The sequence below is a fragment of the Staphylococcus sp. GDX7P312P genome (assembly GCF_008385775.1).
GTDB lineage: Bacteria > Bacillota > Bacilli > Staphylococcales > Staphylococcaceae > Staphylococcus > Staphylococcus haemolyticus.
This window is the reverse complement of the sequence record NZ_VUKI01000010.1, coordinates 1-18,141: the sequence shown is the minus strand read 5'-3', so window position 1 is coordinate 18,141 and position 18,141 is coordinate 1. Positions and strand designations below refer to the sequence as shown.

15 protein-coding genes, 1 pseudogene and 1 riboswitch are annotated in these 18,141 nt (G+C 33.2%); of the genes and pseudogenes, 12 read left to right on the top strand and 4 right to left on the bottom strand.

Translation table 11 applies throughout. The features are described 5' to 3' along the window. Positions 1-91: 91 nt before the first annotated feature. The 5 genes and pseudogenes from F1592_RS04230 to F1592_RS04210 all read left to right on the top strand — a co-directional run bounded on the left by F1592_RS04230 (position 92) and on the right by F1592_RS04210 (position 4,796). Positions 92-1,531: a 6-phospho-beta-glucosidase gene (locus F1592_RS04230; RefSeq protein ID WP_149809759.1), complete on the top strand. Its 1,440-nt coding sequence runs from the start codon at positions 92-94 to the stop codon at positions 1,529-1,531. A 172-nt stretch (positions 1,532-1,703) separates the two neighbouring features. Beyond that, a complete protein-coding gene (locus F1592_RS04225; protein WP_053016345.1) occupies positions 1,704-2,555 on the top strand; it encodes a class I SAM-dependent methyltransferase in 852 nt (283 codons plus the stop codon). Between the two features lie 11 nt (positions 2,556-2,566). Then, positions 2,567-2,884 carry a YciI family protein gene (locus F1592_RS04220; RefSeq protein ID WP_053016346.1) on the top strand — a complete coding sequence of 106 codons (318 nt, stop codon included), beginning with the start codon at positions 2,567-2,569 and terminating at the stop codon, positions 2,882-2,884. Positions 2,885-3,020: 136 nt separating this feature from the next. Continuing rightward, positions 3,021-3,598: pseudogene (locus tag F1592_RS04215) on the top strand (PadR family transcriptional regulator). Positions 3,599-3,617: 19 nt separating this feature from the next. After that, the gene (locus F1592_RS04210) at positions 3,618-4,796 is read left to right on the top strand and encodes an FAD-dependent oxidoreductase (protein ID WP_149809758.1); all 1,179 of its coding nucleotides are present in this window, start codon (positions 3,618-3,620) and stop codon (positions 4,794-4,796) included. Positions 4,797-4,999: 203 nt separating this feature from the next. Here F1592_RS04210 and F1592_RS04205 read toward each other — a convergent pair whose 3' ends face one another. Beyond that, positions 5,000-5,890 (bottom strand): fructose bisphosphate aldolase, encoded by an 891-nt coding sequence (locus F1592_RS04205; protein ID WP_011274776.1) that lies wholly within the window; start codon positions 5,888-5,890, stop codon positions 5,000-5,002. 173 nt (positions 5,891-6,063) lie between these two features. Between F1592_RS04205 and F1592_RS04200 the strand changes: the two genes are divergently transcribed. The 3 genes from F1592_RS04200 (at position 6,064) to F1592_RS04190 (ending at position 9,132) form a co-directional block, all read left to right on the top strand. Continuing rightward, a complete protein-coding gene (locus F1592_RS04200; RefSeq protein ID WP_053016348.1) occupies positions 6,064-6,546 on the top strand; it encodes an AAA family ATPase in 483 nt (160 codons plus the stop codon). A 197-nt stretch (positions 6,547-6,743) separates the two neighbouring features. Beyond that, positions 6,744-7,490: an HAD family hydrolase gene (locus F1592_RS04195; RefSeq protein WP_053016349.1), complete on the top strand. Its 747-nt coding sequence runs from the start codon at positions 6,744-6,746 to the stop codon at positions 7,488-7,490. Positions 7,491-7,806: 316 nt separating this feature from the next. Then, positions 7,807-9,132: a putative glycoside hydrolase gene (locus tag F1592_RS04190; RefSeq protein ID WP_053016350.1), complete on the top strand. Its 1,326-nt coding sequence runs from the start codon at positions 7,807-7,809 to the stop codon at positions 9,130-9,132. A gap of 161 nt (positions 9,133-9,293) precedes the next feature. On the opposite strand, the gene F1592_RS04185 is transcribed toward F1592_RS04190, so the two are convergent. After that, positions 9,294-9,920 (bottom strand): cell surface protein, encoded by a 627-nt coding sequence (locus tag F1592_RS04185; protein WP_223197212.1) that lies wholly within the window; start codon positions 9,918-9,920, stop codon positions 9,294-9,296. A gap of 202 nt (positions 9,921-10,122) precedes the next feature. Continuing rightward, complete coding sequence (locus F1592_RS04180) at positions 10,123-10,545, bottom strand: hypothetical protein (protein WP_053016352.1); 423 nt, start codon at positions 10,543-10,545, stop codon at positions 10,123-10,125. Positions 10,546-10,692: 147 nt separating this feature from the next. Further along, positions 10,693-10,799: riboswitch (SAM riboswitch) on the top strand. A 113-nt stretch (positions 10,800-10,912) separates the two neighbouring features. Here F1592_RS04180 and F1592_RS04175 point away from each other — a divergent pair. After that, the gene (locus F1592_RS04175; protein WP_053016353.1) at positions 10,913-11,728 is read left to right on the top strand and encodes a MetQ/NlpA family ABC transporter substrate-binding protein; all 816 of its coding nucleotides are present in this window, start codon (positions 10,913-10,915) and stop codon (positions 11,726-11,728) included. Between the two features lie 379 nt (positions 11,729-12,107). Further along, on the top strand, positions 12,108-13,445 hold the full coding sequence (locus F1592_RS04170) for an aspartate aminotransferase family protein (protein ID WP_053016354.1): 1,338 nt from the start codon (positions 12,108-12,110) through the stop codon (positions 13,443-13,445). 57 nt (positions 13,446-13,502) lie between these two features. Here F1592_RS04170 and F1592_RS04165 read toward each other — a convergent pair whose 3' ends face one another. Then, the gene (locus F1592_RS04165; RefSeq protein WP_037551542.1) at positions 13,503-14,954 is read right to left on the bottom strand and encodes an APC family permease; all 1,452 of its coding nucleotides are present in this window, start codon (positions 14,952-14,954) and stop codon (positions 13,503-13,505) included. 740 nt (positions 14,955-15,694) lie between these two features. Between F1592_RS04165 and alsS the strand changes: the two genes are divergently transcribed. Next, positions 15,695-17,359, top strand: a complete 1,665-nt coding sequence (gene alsS / locus F1592_RS04160) for an acetolactate synthase AlsS (protein WP_053016356.1) — start codon at positions 15,695-15,697, stop codon at positions 17,357-17,359. A gap of 34 nt (positions 17,360-17,393) precedes the next feature. Next, the gene (gene budA, locus F1592_RS04155; RefSeq protein ID WP_053016357.1) at positions 17,394-18,098 is read left to right on the top strand and encodes an acetolactate decarboxylase; all 705 of its coding nucleotides are present in this window, start codon (positions 17,394-17,396) and stop codon (positions 18,096-18,098) included. The last annotated feature ends 43 nt before the right edge of the window (positions 18,099-18,141 follow it).

The window sequence follows — 18,141 nt, the reverse complement described above, 5'->3', positions numbered from 1 at the left end:
TTTTGAAAGGGTTTGCATTCTAATAAAAAATATGACAGTTGTTAAGAAATAAAAACGTATGATTAATAATTTGGAAGAGGAGTTTTGGAATATGTCTAAATTACCTAATGATTTCTTATGGGGTGGCGCTTTAGCGGCTAATCAATTCGAAGGTGGCTATGACCAAGGTGGAAAAGGACTAAGTGTCATTGATGTTATGACAGCTGGCGCACACGGTAAAGCGCGTGAAATTACACAAGATGTAGAACCTGACAAATATTATCCAAATCATGTTGGCATTGATTTCTACAATCGCTATAAAGAAGATGTGAAAATTTTTAGTGACATGGGCTTAAAATGCTTAAGAACATCAATTGCTTGGACTCGAATTTTTCCAAAAGGTGATGAAGTTGAACCTAATGAAGAAGGTTTACAATTCTATGATGACTTATTTGATGAGTTATTGAAATATAACATTCAACCTGTTATCACACTTTCACATTTTGAAATGCCGTTACACTTAGCTCGTGAATATGGTGGTTTCAGAAATCGTAAAGTGGCAGATTTCTTTGCTCATTTTGCTGAAACAGTATTTAACCGTTATAAAGACAAAGTGAAATATTGGATGACATTTAACGAAATTAATAACCAAATGGACATTAATAATCCGATCTTCTTATGGACAAACTCAGGTGTCTCATTAAAAGAGGACGATAATAAAGAAGAGGTATTGTACCAAGTAGCTCATAATGAATTAATCGCTAGTGCTAAAGCAGTTAAGATTGGTAAAGCGATCAATCCTGAGTTCGAAATTGGTGCGATGATTTCACATGTTCCAATCTACCCATATAGTTGTAATCCAAATGATATTATGGAAGCAGAAGTGGCTAGTCGTATGCGTTTCTTCTTCCCTGATGTTCATGCGCGTGGTTATTACCCAGGTTATGCGACGAAGATGTTTGAACGTGAAGGTTTCGACATTGGTTGGCAAGAGGGTGATGATGAAATTTTACGTGATGGTAAAGTGGATTACATTGGATTTAGCTACTATATGTCAACTGTCGTAAAACATGATAATGAAGCAAGTGTCGAAGATAATATTGTTAATGGTGGTTTACCTAATTCAGTAGATAACCCTTATATTAAGAAGAGTGATTGGGGTTGGGCAATCGATCCAGTAGGGTTACGTTATACATTAAATGCCTTATATAATCGCTACCAAATTCCATTGTTTATTGTTGAAAATGGCTTTGGTGCCGTGGATGAGTTTGATGAAAATGGACAAATCCATGATGATTATCGTGTAGATTATTTACGTGAACATATCAAAGCAGCTATTGATGCAGTTGACAAAGATGGTGTTGATTTAATGGGCTACACACCATGGGGTATTATTGATATCGTGTCATTTACAACAAGTGAAATGAAAAAACGTTATGGCTTAATTCACGTAGATCGTGATAATGAAGGAAATGGCTCACTAGAACGTACGAAGAAAGATTCATTTGATTGGTACCGTAATGTGATTGAGTCAAACGGTGAAGAACTATAACTTTTGAAATTATTAGGAATAATAGAATACAACATTAGCTTTCAATCATTTTCAAAGCGTAGCTAACTTGCTTTGGATTGGTTGAAAGCTTTTTTTAATAAGAATGCGAATTAGTTTATGAACTATACAAGAGTGGTTAAGATGAGGGTATCAAATAAAAAGGAGATTACTTATGACAAAAGATATATTTAGTAATCAATATTGGGAGAAAGCGTGGGAAGCTGACTCTAATACTCAGGATAAAAGGATGAAACGTGCAGGTTTAGGTGATCCATCGGCACCAGGTTTTGAAAAGTGGGCAGAAAACTTTAATAAAAATTCTTTTACTGAAGAAAGTCAGCAACGTACGAAACGTATTATGAATTGGATTGAGCAACAAACAGGTCCATTTAGTAATTTAAGTGTGTTAGATGTAGGGGCTGCGTCAGGAGTGTTTAGTGTCCCGTTTGCTAAAGAAGGTGCAAAAGTTACAGCGTTGGAACCATCGCCAATTTTACATGACATGTTAAAAGATAATGCAAATCATTACGGTGTAGCACTTAAAACATTAAATCAATCGTTTGAAGATGCTCAGCTAGAAGAATTAGGGCAGCATGATTTAGTTTTTGCGTCAATGTGTCCAGCAGTGACGACGTGGGAAGCGGTTAGCAAGGCAATCGATATTGCACAGAAATATGTTTATGTCAGTTTAATTGCAGGACCTAAGGAAAACTCAATTGTCGATGAAGTCGTGGCATTTTTAGATGAAGAAAGTCAACCTATGACGGCGGATATGTATTATTTATTACAGTTGTTATACTTTAATGATTATACTTATGAAACATTAATCGAACGCCATACGCAACATAATGACAAACCAATTGAAGATGTGATGCAACAATTGCCACAATGGTTAAAAGAAGTAGAAGTGGAACTAGATGAACAGCAACTTGCAAGCGTAGAACACTATTTACGAGATAAATATGGCGATACCGTACTTGTTATCACTGGAGGTAAATTTGGTAAAGTATTGATTCACGTTTAGAGGAGCATTCGATGAAACACTATATCGTAAAATTTGAACACACTGATTTAAAAAGATGGAAAAAGTACGTTGTTCCACATGCTTTATATTTGAAGAAATTAATTAAACAAGGACATTTAATCGTTTCTGGTCCTACAGTGAATGCGCGGAAAGATATAAAAGAAGCTTATTTAATATTTAAAGTTAAAAATCGAGACGAATTAATGACATTACTTGAGAAAGATCCATTTTGGTATAAGGGATTGGTTTCAAATTATACCATTGAAGAGTGGAAACCATTATTCGGTCATCTGGAGCAACTCACAAGCAAAGAATTTAATAATGAATAATAAACGTAAATACTATTCTGACAGGGTTTGTTAGGGTAGTATTTATTTTTATTATAATTATTTCGATATATCGTTTATTATATCGATATATCGAAAAAGCAATTAATTAAATATAAAAGAAAAGGTGATTTTAATGATGTTTAGAAGACATTTGCAAGATATAAGACAAGGAATGGACCATTTTGAACAATTTGGTAGAAGTAAAGGGCCACAAGGTTTTGAGGATTTGGTGGTTTTGGAAGACGTGGTGGAGGTCGAGATAGATTTTTCAAAAAAGGTAATCTACAATTTATTATTTTACAAATGTTAGAAGAGGAATCACGTCATGGTTATCAAATCATTAAGGATTTAGAAGAACGTTTCAAAGGATTCTATTCACCAAGTCCTGGTTCAGTTTATCCAATTTTACAAATGTTAGAAGATAGAGATTTTGTATCAATTTCTAAAGAAGGTAACAAAAAAATCTACACAATTACAGATGAAGGTAAAACTTTTTTAAAAGAGAATGTAGACCAAGATGAATTCACAAAACGCTTAGAACAATTTAAAAATGTAGATTTTGAACAGATGAAAGCATCTCGTGAACAATTACAAGAATTATTCCATGGATTTATGAAAGCAAGTCAAAGCGTATTACAAGATGAAGAAAAACAAAAAGAATTAAATGTATTTATTGAGGAAACTAAACAAAAATTAGAACGTTTCTATAAATAATCATTTGGGGGTAAGGGTTATGAATATTAAAGAAGTAAAAAATGTAGGTATCATTGGTGGAGGGCCTGGTGGATTGATGCTTGGTCTTCTCTTACAACAACAAGGATTTGGGGTTAAAATCTTTGAAAAAGCAGGTTTAAATATTAATAGTCATCGTGGAGGTTCTTTAGATATTCACGAAGAAAATGGTCAATTGGCACTAAAAGAAGCTGGTATTATTGATAAATTTAGAGAACTTGCACGTTTTGAAGGTGAAGACACACGCGTATTAGATAAAGCTGGAAACATTTATTATGAAGAAACAGCAGACCCTGAAATTGAAGGCGGTCGTCCAGAGATTGATCGTGGTGAACTATGTGATATTATTTCAGAACAATTGAATGATGGCACAGTTATATATGATAAGGCGTTTAATTCATTGAAATATTTAGACAATGAACAAATTGAAGTGACGTTTGATGATGATAGTAATGAAACATTTAATTTTGTTATTGGGGCTGATGGTGCCTTTTCAAAAGTAAGACCATATTTGGCTAATGTGGATGTAGAATATAATGGTATTTCAATGGTTGAATTGAATGTAGAAGACGTATTTAATCAATATCCCGATTTAGCAAGGTTTAATAAAAATGGTAAAATGATGGCCTTTGGAGATAATAAAGCAATACTTGGACAAGTTAATGGCGACGGACGTATTAAAGTTTATATGTCTTATAAAATGGATTATGAGACATTTGATAAATTTAAAGCAATGTCTAAAACTGAAATTAAAAATCAGTTAATGAAAGATTTTGCAGATTGGGATGAAGATTTAAAAAAATATATTGAATATGCAGGTGATGATTTATTATTACGTCGTATTTATAAATTGCCAATAGGGTTTAAATGGGATAATCAACCAAATTTAACATTAATTGGTGATGCTGCGCATTTAATGAGTCCATTTGCGGGTGAGGGCGTTAATATGGCATTTTACGATGCATATTTATTAGCTGAAGCGTTAAAAGTTCATGCTGACTTACAAAGTGCATTAAAAGCCTATGAAGAAAATATGTATGAAGCATCTGAACAAAGTGCAAATGAATCACAAGCTAATTTAGAAAAAATGTTTAGTAACAATGCGGCGAAAACGTTTGGCGATTTCTTCAATCAAGTAGGGGATTTGTTTGAGGAGCATCAAACACATAATCAAGAATAGAATATATTAGAAAAGCCGGCCGGTTGAAATAACCAGTCGGCTTTTAAATATTCGAGTGAAGTTGTAGAGCACTTCGCCGGAATGATAAACGGGCTACAGTGAGCAGGTTTTTCGGCAGAAATACTCAAAGTTCAACAAAACTTGAAGAACAGTTTTGCTCACTTTTCGATTCTGCTCAAAACCTAAACGCTCACTTTCGCACCTTAGTTTTTATTTACTGATGCGTCGTAGATTGAATCTACTGCGTCACCTAATGCTTTATCAAATTCTTCTTGTGATTGGCTAGCGCGTAAGTCGCTTGCTAATGCACGTGAGAAGCTTGCGATTAATTCATCATTGTCTTTCAATAATTTGTTAGCTTCGTCTCTGCTGTAACCACCTGATAATACAACCACGCGTACAACATTTGGATGATCTGCTAATTCTTTGTATAAGTTAGCTTTAGTTGGGATAGTTAATTTTAACATTACTAATTGATCATCGTTTAAAGCATCTAAGCCTTTTTTAAGTTCAGCTTTTAATACTTCTTCAATTTCAGCTTTATCTTTAGCGTTAATGTTAACTTCAGGTTCAATGATTGGTACTAAACCTTTAGCGATGATTTTTTTAGCGAATTCAAATTGTTGTTCAACAACATCTTTGATACCTTGTTCATTTAATTCTAAGATATTAGAACGCATTTTAGTACCGAAGATATGACGTTCAACCGCACGGTCTAAAGTATCGTCTAAATCATCGATAGGTTTCATTAATTGAACACCGTTTTGTTGTTCAGCTAAACCTTTGTCGACTTTTAAGAAAGGTACAACACCTTTGTCTGCTAAGTAGTCACCAGTGTATTTGCCTTCAACTTCACGATCCATAGTTTGTTCGAAAAGGATAGCACCTAAAATTTTGTCTGGAGAGAATGAAGGTGAAGTTACAACTCTAGTACGCATATCGTGCACAAGTTGGAACATTTCGTCATCATTGCTATATTCGTCCTCGTTTACACCATACTCTTTCAATGCTTTAGGAGTACTACCGCCACTTTGGTCTAATGCTGCGATAAAACCTTTCCCATTTGTCATTTTTTCTAATTGTTCTTTATTCATTACTCTTTCCACTCCTTTAATTAACTTTCATATTTATTATGATAAAAATAAAGCTCATTCTCAAGTTATAAAACTTATATTTATTGAAAATTCATATTTTACAGTTTATAGTTTCATAAATTAGACGCATTTAGCGATAATAAAGTTAATAAATCTTATTAAGTGAGGGGAAAATGGAAAAACGTATTTTAATTATTGGAAGTCCAGGCTCTGGTAAATCGACATTAGCGCATCATCTACATAAAACGTATGGCATACCTTTATATCATATGGATAACATCAATTGGATTGATAACAAAACGACGATTAGACGAGAAGAATTAATTGAACAGCTTAATCAAATTATTGCTAAAAATACTTGGATTATTGATGGTAATTATTCGGACACACTACCTTTAAGGTTGAAGAGAGCAACTGTCGTTATATGGTTAAAAGAACCTAGATGGAAGTGTATTTACCGTGTCATAAAAAGGGTGATTATTCACAATTTGAAACGACATCGTATTGGGGGTAATCCGAATACAATTAGTTTTGAATTTATAAAATATGTGTGGCAATTTCCTGAAAATAATAATGAATTCATCAAGTTACAACAACTGAAAACGCAAGATCATATCAAATGGGTTATAAGTAATTCACGTCTCAAAAACCTATAACATAATCATCAAGATGGTCATTGGTTTAAAAAACACCTACAAATATTTAACATAGTTTCTTATTATTAAAGACATAAAAAACGAATAAAAACGAACTATTTATATGAAAAGTGAATAATAGTTCGTTTTATGTTATCATTTGTTTTAAAGGTAGGGAGTTTTTTTAACCTTCATTCATTTAAAAAGGCGTGTGAGTAATGATTAAAAAAGTTAAATTGGTTATTTTTGATTTAGATAATACGCTATTTTCTTTTAATAAATTATGGATAAAAGCGAATAAAGATACGTTTGAAGCGTATACGTTGTTTAAAGATATAGATTATAGTGACTTTATGAAATTATTTAAAAAATATGATTTATACTTTTGGAAACAGCATGATGAAGGGGTTATTACCTTAGATGAATTGCGAGAGTTAAGACTAATTAAAACTTTACAGCATTTTGATATAAATATTTCTCGCGAAGAAGCCAACGAGTATTTCGAATCCTTTTTTACTAAGTTATTGTCTAGTATAACTGTTAATAGAAAAATGAATGATTTACTTATGTCATTAAAAGAAAATGTAAACATCGCCATACTTACCAATGGAAAGCTTAAAGAACAGAATACTAAAATTGATAATCTCGATATTAGATCAATTTTTGAAAAGAATATTTTTATATCTGAAAATATAGGTTGCGAAAAGCCTGATCCTAAAGCATTTTTAAATGTCACGTCTAGACTAAACGTTAATCCTGAAGAGTGCTTGTTTATTGGGGATTCTTATAGAAATGACATCTTGGGTTCATTAAATGTTAATATGGCTGCCATTTGGTTAACGAATTCTGATAAAGATACAGAATTAAATATAAAAGATGGACTTTATTGTTGCGAAGATAATATAGAAGTTCTACTAAAAAAGCTCCTTGATGATGAATATAAAGATTTAACAATTTATAACTAGTTGAATACGAAAAATAGAGTGTGTAGAAAGTAACCATTTTCTGTACACTCTATTTTTATGCGTGATAGACAATTCCCATCTCAGAACGCTTGTAACATAATCAGGGTATCATTAATTTTAAAAAATTAAATGCATGCAAATATTAGATAATTTATTATATAAAATTTTGCCATATTGATTAATAGTACATAAAGTATGCTATTCTATAAGAAAGTTAGGTTCTCTTATTTAGGATAATTAAACTATTTAAATCGCTTACTATTCTAAATAATGAGAACCTAATTATACATAAAAAGCATATTCGGAGGCTAAGGGAATGAAAAAGAACAAAATATTTGCTGTATTAACAACAAGTGCTTTGTTACTCGCTGCGTGCAGTAATGGTGATAATTCATCTAGTAGCGGGCAAAAAGGGGACAGCCAGAAGAACGAACAAACTAACAGTCAAAGCGAGAAATTAAAAAAGAATAATGACAAAAACAAGAATGAGAATAAAGTCGATTACCCTAAAGATGGCGTTAAAGGAATTTATGTCACAAGCAATTCGACACAAGGTGATAAGATTGATGAATTAATTAAGTTCATTAAAGATTCTAAATTAAATACAATGGTTATCGATGTTAAAGATGATGAAGGTAATATCACAATGAAACTTAACACAGGAAATAAACAAGTGGATAAGAACACATTAGATATTGTAGATGGTAAGAAATTGTTGAAAAAATTGCATGATAACAATATTTATCCAATTGCTCGTATCGTTACATTTAAGGATACTAAATTAGCTGAAGAACACCCTGAGTGGTCATTTAAAGAAAGTGATGGGTCAGTTTGGACTAATGGTAAAGGCGATAGCTTTGTTAACCCATTCATGAAGGAAGTATGGGATTATGATATTACTGTCGCTAAAGCAGCAGCTAAAGCTGGATTCCAAGATATCCAATTTGACTATGTGCGTTTCCCAGAAGGCTTTGAAAATGAAGCAGACAGTTTAACTTATAGTAAGGGTGACTACAAAAATAGCAAGTTAAGTTCAGGAGATCAACGTGTTGATACAATTACAAAATTCTTAGAACATGCTAATAAAGAGTTGAAACCAATGGGTGTTAACGTATCGGCAGACGTATTTGGCTATTCTGCATTAGTTAAAAACGCACCAGGCATTGGTCAAAGTTTCCCTAAAATGTCTGAAAATGTAGATGCGATTTCATCAATGATTTATCCTTCACATTGGAGTAACGGTGACTTTGGTTTAGATGCTCCGGATACAGAACCGTACAAAACAGTAAATCGATACATTCAAAAAGAAAATAGTTTACTAGATTCACTTGGTAAGAAAAAACCAATTTCTCGTCCATGGATTCAAGATTTCACGGCATCGTATTTAGGTGATGGTAATTATATTGATTATGATGCGAAAGCAGTATCTGAGCAAGTTCAAGCTTTAAAAGATAATGGTGTGAATGAATTCTTACTATGGAATGCGGGTAACGAATATACTGAAGGTGCAAACTATAATCCTAAAAAAGGTAGTGCGAAAGAACGTGACCCAGAAGGTGTAGAGCAAGATACAAAACAGCAAGACAATAAAGACGACAATAAAAAAGATAGTAATGAAGAGAATGGGAACAGCAATCAATAAAAAAGCAGTCTGGGACATAAATAATATAATAATGCTATTTAGCAAATTCGCAGTAGCTGACTGAACTGAGAAGGCGCTTAAATCAAGCTTTTCTCAGTTCTAGTCATCCTTGCGGGGGTGGGACGACGAATTTTAAAAGAATTCTGTCCCACTCCCTTTTTCTATGAGATTTTTTTATGAGATTGTTTAGCTACTAACGCACCGCCTATTAATAAGAAAATGCTACCTAATAATTGAGTGGATTGTTCACTGTCTGAATGACCAGTTTCAGGTAATGAAGATCGAGAGTTAGTGCTATCATGGTTTTCTTGTTTTTTTACTGATTGAGACGAAGGCACTTCGTTAGATTTAACGTTACCGACATAATATGAATTTAATTCACGCGCACAATCTACAGAATTAATTTTAGATGCTTCTTCCTTTTGGTCATCTAATTCAGCAGCATTTGCAATACCGTGTTCAACATATGTTTCTCCACTTTGAAGTTGATTAAAGTTACTATATTTATCGTTTTTATATTCGACTTGGCCATTTTTATGAACTTTATAAACACCTAAACCAGCATTTGCTTTATTATGGCTTTTAATTTCAAAATAGTCCCCTTTGTCGATTGCTTTTCCAAAGTTTTGTAAATCTGGATTACCTCCACTATTTGATAACGCCTCTGAAGCAACTTCTTGTGCGTTATCCTTAGTAACGATATCAGCAGCAAAAGCTTGATGTCCGCTAAACGCAGTTAATAATACTGTACTTGAAATAAGTGTTGACGCAAATAGAGAAACCTTCATCACAATGAAAACCCCATTTCATTATTTATCGTTTACAGCCTTAGTGTAACACTCAGAATTAATTAAAATAGGGCTTTAAAGTAAACCATATTGAAACTTTAAATTAGCTTAAAGAATGACATATTTGTAAAGTTAGATTTACAATATTAAAGTTTTTATGAATATAAGTAATCGTGATACTAAATTTAATGATGCTATCTTATCATTTCTTTTTAGAAAAGTAAGGGATAGACCATACCATGCAAACAGTGAAAATCAAATGTGCAATCATCCATAAGCCATATTCTGTCCAACTAAATTGGAAAAATGAACGTTGTGCCAATAGAATAAGTAATGGATATAATATTAGAAATATGAGTATCAGTAATAAATAACTTATTTTGTAAAAAGGTTTGAAAAATTTATAAATAATTAGAAATGTGATGTAAATTAAAAATCCAATGACAATATGAATCAATAGTTCTAAAATCAGTGGTGTTTGATTTGGGTCAGCGATGAAATCGATATTGATCAATAACAAAGTTAGGTGCGTCGTGTGTGTTACGACATCCATAATAAACATAATAAGTAATAATAAAATGCTAATTAGCAATGCGCTAAGAAAGTGGTAGCTGTATTGTATCATAAATATCCATCCTTCAAATGTGTTTAACAAGCTATTCCCTATGGCAAGATGAATCACACATTTTAAAAATTTAGAATATTTAAAAAATGATATTGACCAAGACAAAATCCAATGCTAATATGATATCAATTCAATAAAACTTGTTAACTCTTATCAAGAGTGGTGGAGGGATGTGCCCTAAGAAGCCCAGCAACCGTCGTTAAACGAAATGGTGCTAATTCACATAAAGTAGACAATACTTTAAGAGATAAGAGAAAGTGTATCGATACTTTCTCTTAAATAATAGAAAGTATTTTTTTATGTCTTCTAACTATTTAAGAGTTGAAGTGTAATTGAATCATTTATTAAAAAAGAGGTGTCGATATACATGAAAAAATGGTTAAGTGTGATAAGTATTTTAGTTTTAGTTATTGTATTGGCAGGATGTGGCAAAGATAAAGAGGATAGTAAAAAAATCACGGTTGCTGCTTCACCTGCACCCCATGGAGATGTGTTGAAGAAAGCTAAAGAACAATTAAAGAAAAAAGGTTATGATTTAGAAGTTAAAGAAGTCAATGATTATAAAGTACCAAATAAATTATTAGATAAAGGTGATGTAGATGCCAATTTCTTCCAACATGTACCTTATTTAAAAGCTGAAAAGAAAAGTCATGGATATAAAATAGAGGAATTAGGTAAAGTATTTACAACTCCAATGGGCGTATACAGTAAAAAATATAAAAATCTAAAAGATATTCCTGAAGGTTCAACGATTTATGTTTCAAATAATCCAGCGGAAGAAGGACGATTTTTATCATTCTTTGTAGATGAAGGTCTCATTAAGTTGAAAAAAGGTGTCAAAATTGAAGATGCTAAGTTTGAAGATATCGCTGAAAATAAAAAGAATTTAAAATTCAATCACCAACAAGGGGCTGAGTTTTTACCAAAGACATATAAAAATGGTGAAGGAGCAGCAGTGATTATGAATTCTAACTATGCCATCGATAATGGTTTAAAACCTTCTAAAGATGCAATAGTTATGGAAGGTAAATCATCTCCGTTTGCCAATATTATTGCTGTTCAAGAAGGACATAAAAATGATAAAAAGTTCCAAGAATTATTAAAAGTTATGCAATCGAAAGAAATTAAAGATTATATTAAGAAAGAATATGGAGACGATGTAATTCCATACGAAAGTAAATAATTATCCATATTAAACTGGGAGTAGGACAGAAATAATATTTTCTCAAAATTTATTTCGTTGTCCTACCCCGGCAAGGATGACTAGGTTTGAAAAAAGCTTGATTCAAGCGCATTTTCAAATCAGTCAGCTACTGACAAAATGATAAAGTAGGCTGCGACATTTTATATTGTCACAGCCTCTCTTTTTAAAAATAAAATAATAAATACCAAAAATTACAAACTTTAATTATTTTTGATTATTCAGAAAATATTTACAAATCTGACAATTATTAGTAAGATATTGAATATTATCACTTAAATAGTGTTTATTTAGAGGGCCGAAGAACTTTTTAAATAGAGGGAAGCAAAAGGGATGGTCTATCTTGGGAGGATGAGCCGATATGAGTAAAGCAGAGGAATTAATTAATGAAGATGGGAAATACTTCGCCGCATCAGGGAGAATAAAATATTATCCATTAGCCATTGACCATGGTTATGGTGCGACACTAGTAGATGTGGATGGTAAAGAATATATTGATTTATTATCAAGTGCAAGTTCACAAAACGTAGGGCACGCACCTAAACCAGTTACTGAAGCGATTAAGAAACAAGCTGAGAAATTTATTCATTATACACCCGCATATATGTATCATGAACCAGCAGTAAAATTATCTAAAAAGCTATGTGAAATTGCTCCAGGTGACTATGAAAAGCGTGTAACGTTTGGATTAAGTGGGTCTGATGCGAATGACGGTATTATTAAATTTGCGAGAGCTTATACGGGGCGCCCTTACATTATTAGTTTTACAAATGCATATCATGGGTCAACATTTGGGTCATTATCCATGTCTGCCATTAGTTTAAATATGCGCAAACACTATGGACCATTATTGAATGGATTTTATCATATTCCATTCCCTGATAAATATAGAGGGATGTTTGAGCAGCCTAATGCAAATACAGTTGAAGAGTATCTTGCACCATTAAAAGAAATGTTTGCGAAATATGTGCCAGTGGAAGAAGTGGCTTGTATAGTTGTAGAAACAATCCAAGGTGACGGAGGTCTATTAGAACCTGTAGATGGTTACTTTGAGGCATTAGAAACGTTATGCCGTGAACATGGTATTCTAATTGCTGTAGATGATATTCAACAGGGGTTAGGGCGAACTGGTACATGGAGTTCAATTGATCACTTTAATTTCACACCGGATTTAATTACATTTGGTAAATCACTAGCAGGTGGGTTACCGATGTCAGCTATTGTTGGACGTAAAGAAATCATAGAGACACTTGAGGCACCGGCACATCTATTTACAACTGGTGCGAATCCTGTAAGTTGTGAAGCGGCTTTAGCTACATTAGGTATGATTGAAGATGAAGATTTATTAACTGCTAGTTCTGAAAAAGGGGCTTACGTGCGCAAGCGAATGGATCAATGGGTGAATGATTATGATTTCGTTGGAGATGTGCGTGGTAAAGGTTTATCAATTGGTATTGATATCGTATCAAATAAACAAGCTAAGACGAGAGCTTCTGAAGAAGCACTTAAAATATGTAATTATTGTTTTGATCAGGGTCTTGTATTGATTGCAGTAGCTGGTAATGTACTACGTTTCCAACCACCATTAGTTATTACGTATGAACAATTAGATTATGCGTTAAATACAATAGAGAATGCATTGCAAGCGTTACAAGATGGACAACTGGATAACTATAATATTGATGGTCAAGGTTGGTAATACGTAAAGAAGAGGGTGGGAATGATATCCCAGCCTCTTCTAGTTTATTTGATTATATTAATCTTTCGGTACAATGTAGTCTTCTTCTTCATTTTTCTTAGAGTGTCGAACACCATAACTTAAATAGATGATGATACCAACTACGAACCAAATTAAAGTATATAGTTTAGCATCGAAACTTAATCCCCAGAATACAAGTAATACTAAAATAAATGTGATTATTGGCAATACAGGGAAGAATGGTACTTTAAACGATGGTACTGGTAAATCTTTGCCTTCACGTTTTCTTAAACGATACATTGCAAGAGACACAAACATAAATGCGACTAATGTTCCTGCAGAGATAAGTTGTGCTAAGAATGCGAATGGGAACATTGAACCAATTAATACACCGATAATTGTTAGAATTAAAAGTGCTCTGTTTGGTAGATGTTTATGATTTAATTTTGATAACCAAGATGGTAATAAACCATCACGACCAAATGAATAAAGTAAACGTGATCCTGCTAACATCATACCAATTAAAGCAGTGAACATACCGATTACTGAAATAGCTTGGATGACAGCGGCGATAATACCGTGGCCACTTTGACGAAGTGCCCAACCTACAGGTTCAGCATTACCTGCATATCTAGAGTAATGGAACATACCAACCAATACTAGTGCTACACCTACGAATAATACTAATGCTACAGCTAATGAACCAAGAATACCACGAGGCATTGTTCTTTGCGGGTTAATGGCTTCTGCAGAGTTGGCAGCGATTGAGTCGAAACCAATGTAAGCTAAGAATATCATAGAAACCCCAGCATAAATACCTTGCCAACCACCGAAATCACCATTTTCAGTCACTTTATGTTCTGGAATAAACGGAACATAGTTTGATGCTTGGATAGCAGTTAAACCTACGATAATGAATAATACGATTGCAAATACTTTTAAGATAACTAAGACGTTTTCTACACGTGCTGTTTCAGACATACCACGTGATAAGATGATTGCTGTAATAATGATTACAACAGCAGCGATGATATCAATGACACCACCATCAGCTCCGAATGGATTCGATAATGCTTTAGGTAATACAATACCTAATGGCGAAATGAGTCCTCTTAGATTGGCTGAGAATCCGGATGCTACAAAGGCTACGGCAATAAAGTATTCAGCTAAAAGTGCCCAACCTGCGACCCAACCTGAAAATTCTCCAAATAAAACGTTAATCCAAGAATAAGCTGAACCGGCGAAAGGCATTGTTGATGCCATTTCGGCATATGAGAAGGCAACTAAACCTGCAACAATCGCTGCAAGTAAGAATGATAATGCAACGGCAGGGCCTGCGTGTTCAGCTGCTACAACGCCAGGCAATGTGAAAATTGCAGTTGATACAATCGTACCAACACCTAATGCAAGAAAATCTCGAACACGTAATGTACGTTTTAAATGACCATCTTTATTTTGATAGATTGTGGGATCTTCTTTTCGAGTTAAATTTTTGAAAAAACTGGCCATAATTATGAACCTCCACTTACTAATATATTGAGTTATAAGATTAGCTTGTTATCTCTGGAATATTTATTATATTAGCACAAAACTTTATATTTTTGTCTAAAATTTCTGAAAATTTTAAGTTTTCTTACTTTTTATAAAATGACAGAGTGTAACAAGGAAATTTTAAATGATAGATTTGATTATAACAGATTAATAAGAAATAAAAACAACAAAAAAGAGTAAAATTATCCTTAAAATATAAAAAGTGGTCTTTTGACTGAGAATAACATACTAAAAATACTCAATAAGTCAAGTAATTAGACCTTTATTTAGTGGTATTTTACTAAAAAATTAAAGTTTGTTGACCTATTCCATTATGGAATAGGTTCTATCGAAAATATGTATTTTATTAATAGTTCAGCGCATACTATAATTAGTTATGTAATAAAGTTACATCATATTTAAATGCTTCTATTTCGTGTAGTAAATCCATCCCCTTATATTGTATTAGCATAGTAGTGCTAAACTTTATGATTTATTACACCCATTGACATAGATAGAAGACTCCCATCTCGCATTTAAATATGTATCCCTAACTGAGATTACTAGCAACAATGAAATAATGAAGTAACTTTAAATATAAAGAAGCCACAACTCATGTAACTAAGTCTTTCCCTCTTTTTCCCTTAAAAAATAGACATGTAGGTGGCTTCTTTTTAATATTAAAATTTAAAATGGAACTTGAAAGGATATGAATTCAGATGACTAAAGAAAACTATTCTGCTGCAAACATGGTCATTGATACTTTAAAAAATAATAATGTAGATTACGTATTTGGTATTCCAGGAGCTAAAATAGACTATCTTTTTAATGCTCTTGAAGATGATGGTCCAGAACTTATTGTGACACGTCACGAACAAAATGCTGCCATGATGGCACAAGGTATCGGTCGTTTAACTGGTAAACCAGGTGTAGCATTAGTAACAAGTGGCCCTGGAGTAAGTAACTTAACAACTGGATTATTAACAGCGACTTCAGAAGGTGATCCAGTGTTAGCTATCGGTGGTCAAGTTAAACGTAACGATTTATTACGTATGACGCATCAAGCAGTAGATAACGCTTCTCTTTTAAGATCATCTACGAAATATAGCGCAGAAGTACAAGATCCTGAGTCTCTATCTGAAGTAATGACAAACGCTATTCGTACAGCGACTTCAGGTAAAAATGGTGCAAGCTTTATTAGTATCCCACAAGATGTTATTGAGTCTCCAGTAACATCTAATGCAATTGATTTATGTGAACAACCACAACTAGGTGTTCCAAATTTAGAAGATATTCAAGACGTTATCAAAGCTATAAAACATGCGAAATTCCCAGTGTTGCTAGTAGGTATGAGAAGCTCAAGTGAGAAAGAAACTGAAGCAATTCGTCAATTAGTTGCTAAATCAAACTTACCAGTTGTTGAAACATTCCAAGGTGCCGGTGTACTTAACCGTGAATTAGAAAATCACTTCTTCGGAAGAGTCGGTTTATTCCGTAACCAAGTAGGTGACGAATTATTAAGAAAAGCTGACTTAGTTGTTGCAATTGGTTATGATCCAATTGAATACGAAGCAAGTAACTGGAATAAAGAATTAGATACAGAAATCATTGTTATCGATGAAGTACAGGCTGAAATCACTAACTTTTTACGCCCTAAAAAAGAATTAATTGGTAATATTGCAGGCACAATTCAACTCCTATCTGAAAATGTGCATGAACCTATTATTAATCAAAATCGTTTAGATGACTTAGAACGTTTGAGAGCAGAAGTCATTGAAGCAACAGGTATCAAGTACACACATGAAGATGGCGTAATGCATCCATTAGAAATTATTGAAACAATGCAAAAAACACTAACTGACGATACAACTGTTACTGTAGACGTAGGTAGCCATTATATTTGGATGGCACGTAAATTTAGAAGTTACAATCCAAGACATTTATTATTTAGTAATGGTATGCAAACACTTGGTGTTGCTTTACCTTGGGCAATCGCAGCTGCATTAGTGCGCCCAAATACTCAAGTTGTGTCAGTAGCTGGAGATGGCGGTTTCCTATTCTCAGGTCAAGATTTAGAAACAGCCGTACGTAAAAATTTAAACATCATCCAATTAATTTGGAATGATGGTAAATATAATATGGTAGAGTTCCAAGAAGAAATGAAATATAAACGTTCAGCTGGAGTTGAATTTGGACCAGTTGATTATGTGAAATATGCTGAATCATTCGGTGCAAAAGGGTTACGTGTTACTAATCAAGAAGAATTAGAAGCGGCTTTAAAAGAAGGCTATGCAACTGAAGGCCCTGTATTAATTGATATCCCAGTGAATTATAAAGACAATATCAAATTATCAACGAATGTATTACCAGATTCTTTAAATTAATTATTAGTCAAACAAACATAGGAGTGAATATTCAATGAGTTACGTATTATATCAACATGGTACTTTAGGTACATTAATGGCAGGTCTATTAGAAGGAACTGCGTCTATCGATGAACTATTAGAACATGGTGATTCAGGACTAGCTACATTAACAGGTTCTAATGGTGAGGTTATCTTTTTAGATGGTGAAGCATTCCATGCTAACGAGCATAAGGAGTTTAAGAAACTAAATGGTGATGAAATGACGCCATATGCAACAATTACTCGTTTTGAAGCAGATCAAACATATCAAACTTCAAATAAAAACTCTGAAAAAGTGTTAAACGAAGTTAAAGAACATATGTTAAGTGATAACTTATTCTCTGCAGTGAAAATAAGTGGTACGTTTAAAAAAATGCACGTACGCATGATGCCTAAACAAGAGCCACCTTACACTAGATTAATTGATTCAGCACGTAGACAACCAGAGGAAACGCGTGAAGATATTAAAGGAACAATTATCGGATTCTTTACTCCAGAATTATTCCACGGTATTGGATCAGCTGGCTTCCATATTCACTTTGCTAATGATGATCGCAACTTTGGTGGTCATGTATTAGACTTTGAAGTAGACGATGTAACTGTTGAAATACAGAATTTCGAAACATTCGAACAACATTTCCCAGTTAATAATAAAACATTTACAGAAACAGAAATTGATTATGCAGATGTAGATGCAGAGATTAGAGAAGCTGAATAATTAATAATCATACCTAAAGTAGAAGAGCCTGGGACATAAATAA